Origin of the sequence: Rhodococcus sp. 66b (assembly GCF_002076325.1) — a bacterium.
Taxonomy (GTDB): Bacteria; Actinomycetota; Actinomycetes; order Mycobacteriales; family Mycobacteriaceae; genus Rhodococcus_F; species Rhodococcus_F erythropolis.
In genome coordinates, this window is sequence record NZ_MUZB01000044.1 from 1 (window position 1) to 2650 (window position 2650).

Sequence of the window (2650 nt, forward strand, 5' to 3'; positions counted from 1 at the left end):
GTGTAGGTGTCGGACATGATCGGTCGCCCGAAGTGGTTCCACCGCTTCAACACTTCCGCTACGCGCCACGTACGGTCCCCGGCGAGTGCGTGCAGCCAGTGCTCCGGTAGGTGTCGACGGCCCGGCATTGTGAGGTCGTCGATCTCGACCAGCTCCGGTGCGGCGACAAACCTCGCAACATGCATCAGATCCACTACGTCTCCCATCAAACCGACTGCAGGACTTGCCTTGCGTTGCACAGTGCGTTCGGTCTCTGACGTTCGGTGCTATCCGATGACCGGGACCGTTTCGCCCGTGCGACCCTTTCTGGACAACCACTCCTCGATGGAGATGACGTCCACCCCAGAGATTGACGCTTCGGCCAGGCATTTCTTCGTCAACTCAGCCGACTTCTCGTCGATCAAGACCCACACCAGGTTGACCGACTCTCGGTTGGTCCTCTCGTCGATCGAGGCAAGTTGGTGTCGTGCGATCCCCGGCCACATCTTCTGCCACACAGGGGTGAACCACTCCATCTCATGGCGTACGCCGGTGTCGAGATCGATCGCGTACTCCCACAATCGCCGGACGTCGACCAAGGTTTTCGTCTCGCGCTCCCATGTATCGAAAGGAAGTCGCAAGTTCGGTGCCGCAGAATAGGGCAACGAATATGCGTACCGGCTATCCACGAGAGTGACGAATTCTTGAAATGAGCGATGGGTGTCCCTTACTCGCACGCGGGCACCGTCCCTGGCGATACGCGCAACTGATTGAGCATGGTCACGATTAGCCGAAGAATCGCTGGGCATGAGAGCACGGTACCAGTTGACGACTCGGCGGCAGAGCCCGCGAGAAGCATCTCTCTGCGCCGAAATACTGTCGCTAGACGTCGTCTCGGTACCGACACAAGGGTTGCTAGGGTTACCCGGTCATTGGAGAGATTCCTATCGAATTGGAGACGATGCTGCATGGCTGAGAGTGATTCGCCAACTTATCGACGATCTCGACGGTAAGCCGATCGACGACGGATTCGGCGAACGCGTCCAATTCTCGTATCAGGGGTCGGACTACATGATCGATCTGCGGCCGACGAACGTCGACAAGTTCAACGCCGCCCTCGAGCCTTTCGTGAAGGTCGCCGAGAAAGTCGGAAAAGCACGCCGCGGCAGAAAAGCTGATGTGACGGCGAAGGATACCGGTTCAGGTCGCTCGAAAGAGCAGTTGCAGGCAGTGCGGGACTGGGCAGTCAAGAACGGCTACGACGTGGCACCGCGGGGACGGGTCAACGCGGAGATCCTCGACGCCTTCGACGCCGCGCACTGAATTCGATCCCTTTTAGGCGACACGACATTCAACACTGATACGAAAGCGGGTGTGAGGGGAAGCGTTTCTCACATACGCCCTTCGGCCTGGCCCTGTGTGGATTCCGCCACCTCTTTCATCGCTGGCGCGAACTGCAGGTGTTTCCAACCGAAAACACCCGAGAACCACGCGCCCTTCCTGAGTCGAAGTGTGTCGCCGTCTGCGCTCGGCCGCCGACTGCCACTGCGAACAGCAGAGATTAGACACAGTCATCTCCGGGTACAGTTCCGCAAGCAGCCTGCGGAGTGCGCGCATACACAATCCAGTCGGTCCACCGTCGACGTCTTGCGCTCATTCTGCAGGCTGCACCCGCAACTGTCAGTGCAGATCATTCCCCGAGTTCCCTTGCACGCGAGTAGGCCCGGCAACGGACGCATCGTCGACGGCAGTCCAAAGGTCACTCCTCGTTGAGTCAGACACCGTCCGTGGCTTGAATCTTGCGGATCATCGATGGGCCTCCGGTCTATCGAACCTGCTGATCGGCAGCACTATCGGCGACGGCTCAGGCGGAATGGAGCGACTGGAATGTAGTCACGAACCCATCGATGGTTTCGTACGCTTCGGCCTCGTCTTGCGGTGCGCGGCTCGGGTCATCGTGTCGTAGAGCGTTCATGATTTCGATCTGCCCCCATGCCCAGCGTAGGTCTTCGTGGCGATCGTGTTGTTCGTGCTCGTACTTGTCGACGATCGATTCGTAGACGGTTACCAAGGCGCGCAGGGAAGTTCGGCCGTGATCGTAGTCGTCGGCTACCTCGAGGATCAGAGGGTGAAGATCTGGTGATTCGGGTGAAGGATCGTGCGGGTTGTCCGAAGTCATGAGTCTTGTCCTCGCGATTGACGGTCAGGAAGTTTCCGGCGGGGATGAAGTGTGCGACAAATTTGTGGTCCCGGGAGTATCGCTCGGGCGTCGGTCCCGGTATTCATGGATAGCCATGTCCGTCGGTGCTGGGCCAGTTCCACGCTGCGATCGTGCCGCCAGGTGTCGAGACGACGAGCACGTTCCCGGGCGCGGAGACGTTCCAACTTTCGAAATCCGGCGACGGTGGCACCGACAGTACAGTCCCGGTGTCGAACAGTACGACGAGTGATCCGTCTGCGGTGCAGGTGCTGAGTTCGATTGTCGCGCCGGTCAGTTCCGCTGCGATGTCTGCCCCGGGTGCAGGTGCCGGAAGGCTGATGGCGACTTCGGTGTCGTCATGAAGGGTGAGGGCGGGGTTCTCCTCGACGAAGTATCGAACGTGCGCGTCAGTTTCGAACTGTAGGGCGTGACCGACCTCGGTACGGACAACCCGCTGTCCGACACCTACAA

General features: G+C 59.5%; 4 protein-coding genes and 1 pseudogene. 1 reads left to right on the top strand and 4 read right to left on the bottom strand.

What is annotated here, in order from left to right; all coding sequences use genetic code 11:
* A pseudogene (locus tag B0E55_RS31190) lies at positions 1–206 on the bottom strand (hypothetical protein); the annotation flags it as partial.
* 60 nt (positions 207–266) lie between these two features.
* The gene (locus tag B0E55_RS31620) at positions 267–788 is read right to left on the bottom strand and encodes a hypothetical protein (protein ID WP_125461309.1); all 522 of its coding nucleotides are present in this window, start codon (positions 786–788) and stop codon (positions 267–269) included.
* A 169-nt stretch (positions 789–957) separates the two neighbouring features.
* Between B0E55_RS31620 and B0E55_RS31200 the strand changes: the two genes are divergently transcribed.
* Positions 958–1302 carry a histone-like nucleoid-structuring protein Lsr2 gene (locus B0E55_RS31200; protein WP_019749981.1) on the top strand — a complete coding sequence of 115 codons (345 nt, stop codon included), beginning with the start codon at positions 958–960 and terminating at the stop codon, positions 1300–1302.
* A gap of 541 nt (positions 1303–1843) precedes the next feature.
* Here B0E55_RS31200 and B0E55_RS31205 read toward each other — a convergent pair.
* Together B0E55_RS31205 and B0E55_RS31210 are read right to left on the bottom strand one after the other, a co-directional pair.
* Complete coding sequence (locus B0E55_RS31205) at positions 1844–2158, bottom strand: hypothetical protein (protein ID WP_019749980.1); 315 nt, start codon at positions 2156–2158, stop codon at positions 1844–1846.
* Positions 2159–2261: 103 nt separating this feature from the next.
* Positions 2262–2650: DUF6188 family protein (locus B0E55_RS31210; protein ID WP_080911174.1), on the bottom strand; the 389-nt coding region annotated here is incomplete at its 5' end.